This is a genomic window from Candidatus Thermoplasmatota archaeon (genome assembly GCA_038884455.1).
GTDB lineage: Archaea > Thermoplasmatota > E2 > DHVEG-1 > DHVEG-1 > JAWABU01.
Genome location: JAWABU010000009.1, coordinates 41994 through 48057 on the forward strand (window position 1 = coordinate 41994; position 6064 = coordinate 48057).

A 6064-nucleotide genomic window follows, 5' to 3' on the forward strand; every position below is an offset into this window, starting at 1 on the left:
CCATGTCAAACGGCAATATGATTTACGTGCCGAATGAGGTACTGACGGTTGTCGTCGACAACCAGCCCTACACAATCGCTGCCGCACACCCGAACTTCAAGGCGTGTGTGGAAGCGGCGAAGGCTGGTGATTTCGACGCGATCCCCTCGCTTGCGGACATTCCGCAGGCGATTCGTCAGTTCTCGGAAGGCAAGATCGAAGTCGATGAAGGTGCTGGAATCGTGCTGTACGGCGGCGAACCGATGCACAACTACGCTGCCGACCGTCTGCTCGGCATGATGTACGAAGGTTTCAACATCGATCCGCTCGTCAAGTTCCTCGAGAACCTGCTGCAGAACCCGTCCAAGCGTGCTGTGGACGAGCTGTACAAGTTCCTCGAGCACGGCAAGATGCCGCTCACTCCCGACGGTCACTTCCTCGCGTACAAGCGTGTGCGGAGCGATTACAAGTCGGTGCATGACGGCAAGACCGACAACTCGATCGGCAAGGTCGTCGAAATGCCTCGCAACAAGGTCGATGACAATTCGCAGCGGACCTGCTCGTACGGCTTGCACTTCTGCTCGCACGAGTACCTGAAGAACTTCAGCGGCGACAAAGTCGTCGTGCTGAAGGTGAATCCGCGCGACGTCGTGTCGATCCCTGCGGACTACAACGACACGAAAGGTCGTGCGTGCCGCTACGAAGTGGTTGGCGAACTCTCGCCCGATGAAGTCGAGCGTGCTCTCGACAACAACGTGTGGGACGGCCGTTCGGTCGTTGGCGATTACGATCCCGACTACGACGATGCCGATCGTGATTTCGACGATCAGCCGTTCGGCGACGAGGACTTCGAAGCGTCGGACGACAACTACAACGAAGGCTACACGAACGGCTACGACGATGGTCGTGACAAGGAAGAGCCTGCTGTGACCGAAGACGACGAACCCACCACGCAGTGGGAAGAAGGCTACGTCGCTGGTTACAGAGACGGTCGCGGTCACAAGTCGCGTGCTGTTCCGAAGTCGTAACGTATGAGCACTCGTTTGGAGACGATTTGATTTTTTTGCGCGCTATTTGTTATCGGCGGGCTGAACTTTCCTAGGAAACAATGTAGAAACTCTGGAGATCGTTCCGTCAGTATGGACATATACGCTCTCAACATATCCTCAGAGCGGAATCGATTTGATGCTTGGCTCGATTGTTAACAAAATCTTTCTTCCATGATTCTTGAATCTTATCTTAACCTCAAAAAACGGAATGCTCGTGCAAAAAAGTTGCGCGCCCTAGGATACCAGGTAAAGGTTCGTACGGCGTATAACCAACAAATTCATCCCCAGTATATCAATGATTGGGTTGGTCTTGAAAAGGATGATACCGGTTTTGGTAATACTGTTTATAAAACTTTTGTTTCGAAATTGTATTGTCTGGAGGCTCATCAAATAGTGAAGCCATGAAACTACCTAAAGTCTATCACGATTTCCCATGCCAACCTGCATTTTAGTTGATATTTGGGTAAAATAATTGATACTAGCTAGTATCAAAAACCACTCATACATGACCTACAAATGACCTATAAAACTAAGATTGATCCGAAGATTGTTGATCGCGTACTTAATCTTGCTACGACAAGTACTCACGATACGAAGATGGGTTGTGTGATTACTGATCGTAGGGGTCGGATTGTTGCTGAAGCAACAAACATGCATAAAACACACCCGTTACAGCACCGGCATGCAGTTAAAGTTCAGCAACCAAATAAGGTCTACCTTCACGCGGAAATTGCAGCGCTTGTTAAGTGTCGCGAACAAGGCCATACTCTTTACGTTGGTCGTTGGCGTGGCGATGGTATTATCGGACTTGCAAAGCCTTGTCCGATTTGTTTTAGCGCGATCCATGAAGCTGGAATTCGTGAGGTTGTTTATACAGAAAGCGGAGGTAAACTTACCGTACTTTTTGTTGATTAGTCTTGGGGCCTGTAGCTCAGTTGGTTAGAGCTGCCGACTCATAATCGGCTGGTCACAGGTTCGAATCCTGTCGGGCCCACCAAACATTTAAGGAGAGAAGCATGAAAGATGTTCTTGTTATTCATCCAACAAAGAATGATGTTGACGATGCTGAATTGAATAAAGTTGTTGATTCTCTTGATGAAAAATCATGGTACGATTACGAAAGCGAATTTAACTTCGATGGACCCTATGTCATGGCTGGTGAATACAAATATTTTCCTGAAGCAAAGCGAATTTCCATGCCAGCCCAGGAATATGTTGATCTTGTAAATGCAGCTTCACGTAGTAAGATATAGCTGTTGACATTTGGGGGGAGCTAGTCTATATTAAGTAAATAAAGAAGTAACGGTGCTTGACGGCTGCCAAGAAGCACGGTTGATGGGAAGAGCAGGGTCGGGGTGCGGACAGGACCTTAAAAACGCACACGGTGCTTGACGGCTGCCAAGAAGCACGGTTGATGGGAAGAGCAGGGTCGGGGTGCGGACAGGACCTTAAAAACGCACACGATGCACCACAAACAATATGCCTGAGGGTTCGAATCCCTTTACGTAACCCCGAAAGGGAAGGTGCAGGCACTAAAGTAACCGGAACTAAATGGCCGGGAGTTTGTGTGACACACTAGAGCATCGTTTAAGTGGTAAGGCTGCTTATATTGGAGCAGAGAGTAAGATCGCGTAATGTGTGGGGGCGGATCTTACAAGCGAATTCGTTGTTGACTCTCTTATAATATGTATTATACTTCCCACCATGGTACGAAGGTAAATTATTTTTAGATTTTTCGAGATGATGAGGAAGTGGAATATAAATTTAGCCTTGATGGTTTTAACAAGGTTGTACAGCCCTTTGTAAATAAGCAACAACTTACTGTGTGGGTCGCAAAATAGAGATTTGCGTATATAATGAATGCAAAAATTTTAGATCTAAACGCTTTCCGAATTCGAAAACAAGAAGAAAAAACGGCAAAAGAAGCTGAAATTGATCACAAGATCAAGGAACTTGATTCCTTGATGGAAAAGAGACGTCAATCCGATATCTTCAAAAAGATTGATGAGGAAGTGGAATATAATCGCAAACGCTTACAGGATGCTGCTCATCTCTTAAGAGAGCTGGGAAATAAAACAAAACGTTGCCCTACATGTACAGCAACCCTTGCTCCAATTGATAAGGATAAGTACTTTTGTTTTTCGTGTGTTGCACAAGTTAATGTTTTAATCACGGAGGACTAACGATGTTTAAACCAGGCGAAAAAGCATTATTGGTATATGCAGATCCGTCTCATAATCTCCATTTGCCAATTGAAGTTACAGTCTTATCAAAAGTACACGATTCAATTCAGAATCGTGTTGCTTATGAAATTGATATTTCGGGATATCCATGTCCCTATGGAGCACCTTGGTTAATTCCCGAAGAATATCTCCGCAAAAAGATTCCACCTAATTGGGAAAAAACAACTTGGGATCAATGTATCTGGAAGCCAAGTTGTGTAACGGTTGAACGCTCGAGGTGAGAAAAAAATAGTTGACCTTTTACCCTAATGTAGTATCCTTTCCATCATGGCATGAAGGAAAGCCAAAGGCCGACAAGATCGGTGGTCCCGGTAAACTTGTGCTGAATTGTACAAAAATTTTCATCCAAAACTTGTTGATTTTGACCCTTTTTTACTCACATAGAAGAAAAACGTGGGTAGGATTGTATTGTTTGACCAATAGCTCGATAAAGTTGTAAAAATGCAGGTGTGTACAAAATACGACGCTCTCTCACACGCGACATAGGGTCATATCGTGTTCCTGATCCCCTTTACTAGTAATTACAACCAATTACTGATTACAATTACTATTACACAAGCTGGCCCGTTGGTGGGATCGCAAAATTTGCCCGATTGATCATTTGTCACCCTTGAAGCTGTTGTCTAACAATAGTACACTTGTGCCTTAATGGTACAGACACAGAGAACGTAAACATGCAACAATACAATAAGGCAATAACTCAGACAGCATTATGGATCATTACAAACGCGATTGATGTTGGTGTTGAAAATTATGTAAATACCGTAAGTAAACAGGTTGATTTAGTCTCTGATCTATTGTCCAAGTTATATGAACGTAATGCTGTTGATGTATGGAGTGATTTACGTAAGGCAATAATTCAAATCGAAAATCAGGGAATTACTGTTAAAATATCAACAACGACAGACGATAAAAAAGCGATATTCGAGTATGGGCTATTAAAGAATGGAAGTCTTTAAAAATAAGCAAATACCAAAGAAAAATTATCTATGATAAATGTTTGGAAGGATTATAAAGAAGGAGATATGTGGGCAATCGTTCGATACGTTAACGGAAACGATAAGTTTTACCTTGAAAATGTGGACCCAAACAAAAGAATGTGGGCACATGATGTTAAGTATGCATTACTCTTTGCAACTGAATATCATGCAGAAAAATTTGCTAGTGCTTCCTTCTCTCAAAAAGAAATGTCAAAAATATCTTTCGAAAAAGTTGACCAGTAAATCAAATGGGATCGGTTAATATTGTCACCCCTTTTGAAAGGGTACCCTGAACAATATTTTACAAAGAATCAAATGGGACCGGTTCCTTCCATTGTTGACATTTTCTTCAGTTAGGGTATTATATGTTTGATACCTTATTACCATTTGAGGGGAAACCATGCTGTATAAACTTAAATTCTGCAACGATCCAAAGATTGAAAAAAAGTATCGATCTTCAAATCAGTGCCCTCCAAACTTGGAGGAAATTTCTGTTGCTGAGTTTTTCATCAGTACACAAAGTATATTCCCTCGTATACCTTATACAAAGGGATGATAACTGACCATCCAAAGTATGGGGTTTTGTACTCGTTTAATATGTTGATCTACAAGGATGGAAACGGTATTGCGATTGGTGAGATACCATCAAAAGAGATTTTTCGTTGAGAACAAGTGTTTTTTAAGTTTGCGATATTTACTAAGCTTTCTCAAGCTGAATGTCATCAACAAGGAATTTATCATGTCTTGAAGTGTAAAAAGTGTGATTATACTGAATCGTATGATTCGAGCGATTAAAGAGGTGATATAATGCAAGGATTGTTGATTTTAACCGCTGTTGTTTTTATAACTTTTATAGTTATATTTGGCTATATAATGCCGCTTCAAGCAATTCTAAGGGGTGGTAGTGATACTCCACTTGCTGTAATATGGATTGCGGTAGTGACGTTGGTTTTATATTACCAACTTCGTGATTGACTTTTTCTATCAATTAGGGTAATATTATTGGTATCGTTTAACTGCAGAAGAGGAGAAATATCATGTATGAAGACGATAACGGTCCAGGTTGGGAACAACAGCAAATTATTGAGGAGGAGTGGATGCAGGTAGAGGAGGAAAAGAACTTTCCCCTTAGCAATGAGGAGTTTGATCGTCAGTTTCGTAATCATTTTGACCGCGAAGTTTAAGGTCTCTGGTGATTTACCTCAAAATTTTATTTTGGCTTCCGTTGATTATTGTACGTTTTGTTATACCTTTTAACAAAGCGATGTACAAGCCTGCAAGTGAAAAGGAACGTGTACAAAGCGAACAAATGCGAAACAAAGTGCGATTATTGTCGTATCAGATTAAAAAACGAATATAGAGATGTTGATTTTATCACCCTAATGTAATAGACTATACATATTGATAACCAACCGAGAATTCGCATGCTAACGAAAGATGAATTGTACCAAATTGGTACTGAAATGTTTGGTGAAAAAAAGTGGCGGACTGAGCTTGCTGGTGTTATTGGACTTTCACCAGCTCGTATGTATCAGCTCGCCGCCGCTGATATAGTACCAAACGGTCATTCTGAAAAGATCCGTCAGGTGTATGCTGAATGGAAGGTAAATAATCGCACGCCTTTTATTGGTATGCAGGAAACTATTGTTTCTGTCTTGCCAGAAGAGGCAGCTCTCACTGACGAGCAAATTTCGCTTCGAATTGAAAAGCGCTTTTCAATTATGAATCGCATGGTTGGTGGTATGCTTGCAGGTACAATTCGTTCACTGATTGTTTATGGTGCACCTGGTATCGGTAAAACTTTCGATATTGA

At 42.3% G+C, this 6064-nt stretch carries 9 protein-coding genes and 1 tRNA gene; all 10 read left to right on the forward strand.

The annotated features are described in order from the left end of the window. Positions 1 to 2: 2 nt before the first annotated feature. Positions 3 to 1007 (forward strand): hypothetical protein, encoded by a 1005-nt coding sequence (locus tag QXL17_02915; protein MEM4258088.1) that lies wholly within the window; start codon positions 3 to 5, stop codon positions 1005 to 1007. Positions 1008 to 1544: 537 nt separating this feature from the next. After that, positions 1545 to 1943 (forward strand): deaminase, encoded by a 399-nt coding sequence (locus QXL17_02920; protein MEM4258089.1) that lies wholly within the window; start codon positions 1545 to 1547, stop codon positions 1941 to 1943. A 5-nt stretch (positions 1944 to 1948) separates the two neighbouring features. Continuing rightward, positions 1949 to 2025 (forward strand) — tRNA-Ile (locus QXL17_02925). A 19-nt stretch (positions 2026 to 2044) separates the two neighbouring features. Beyond that, positions 2045 to 2281 carry a hypothetical protein gene (locus QXL17_02930; GenBank protein MEM4258090.1) on the forward strand — a complete coding sequence of 79 codons (237 nt, stop codon included), beginning with the start codon at positions 2045 to 2047 and terminating at the stop codon, positions 2279 to 2281. A gap of 603 nt (positions 2282 to 2884) precedes the next feature. Further along, complete coding sequence (locus QXL17_02935; protein ID MEM4258091.1) at positions 2885 to 3211, forward strand: hypothetical protein; 327 nt, start codon at positions 2885 to 2887, stop codon at positions 3209 to 3211. Between the two features lie 2 nt (positions 3212 to 3213). Next, positions 3214 to 3492, forward strand: coding sequence for a hypothetical protein (locus tag QXL17_02940; protein MEM4258092.1), 279 nt, complete (start codon positions 3214 to 3216; stop codon positions 3490 to 3492). Between the two features lie 453 nt (positions 3493 to 3945). Then, entirely contained in the window at positions 3946 to 4230 is a 285-nt protein-coding gene (locus tag QXL17_02945; protein MEM4258093.1) for a hypothetical protein, read from the forward strand. 30 nt (positions 4231 to 4260) lie between these two features. After that, positions 4261 to 4494, forward strand: a complete 234-nt coding sequence (locus QXL17_02950) for a hypothetical protein (protein MEM4258094.1) — start codon at positions 4261 to 4263, stop codon at positions 4492 to 4494. A gap of 794 nt (positions 4495 to 5288) precedes the next feature. Then, on the forward strand, positions 5289 to 5435 hold the full coding sequence (locus tag QXL17_02955) for a hypothetical protein (GenBank protein MEM4258095.1): 147 nt from the start codon (positions 5289 to 5291) through the stop codon (positions 5433 to 5435). A gap of 240 nt (positions 5436 to 5675) precedes the next feature. Further along, on the forward strand, positions 5676 to 6064 hold a 389-nt coding region (locus QXL17_02960), incomplete at its 3' end, for a hypothetical protein (GenBank protein ID MEM4258096.1).

Excerpts from the sequence above, each read along its gene's own strand:
- QXL17_02915 (MEM4258088.1), top strand. The coding sequence starts at position 3 with ATGTCAAACGGCAATATGATTTACGTGCCGAATGAGGTACTGACGGTT.
- QXL17_02920 (MEM4258089.1), top strand. The coding sequence starts at position 1,545 with ATGACCTATAAAACTAAGATTGATCCGAAGATTGTTGATCGCGTACTT.
- QXL17_02930 (MEM4258090.1), top strand. The coding sequence starts at position 2,045 with ATGAAAGATGTTCTTGTTATTCATCCAACAAAGAATGATGTTGACGAT.
- QXL17_02935 (MEM4258091.1), top strand. The coding sequence starts at position 2,885 with ATGAATGCAAAAATTTTAGATCTAAACGCTTTCCGAATTCGAAAACAA.
- QXL17_02940 (MEM4258092.1), top strand. The coding sequence starts at position 3,214 with ATGTTTAAACCAGGCGAAAAAGCATTATTGGTATATGCAGATCCGTCT.
- QXL17_02945 (MEM4258093.1), top strand. The coding sequence starts at position 3,946 with ATGCAACAATACAATAAGGCAATAACTCAGACAGCATTATGGATCATT.
- QXL17_02950 (MEM4258094.1), top strand. The coding sequence starts at position 4,261 with ATGATAAATGTTTGGAAGGATTATAAAGAAGGAGATATGTGGGCAATC.
- QXL17_02955 (MEM4258095.1), top strand. The coding sequence starts at position 5,289 with ATGTATGAAGACGATAACGGTCCAGGTTGGGAACAACAGCAAATTATT.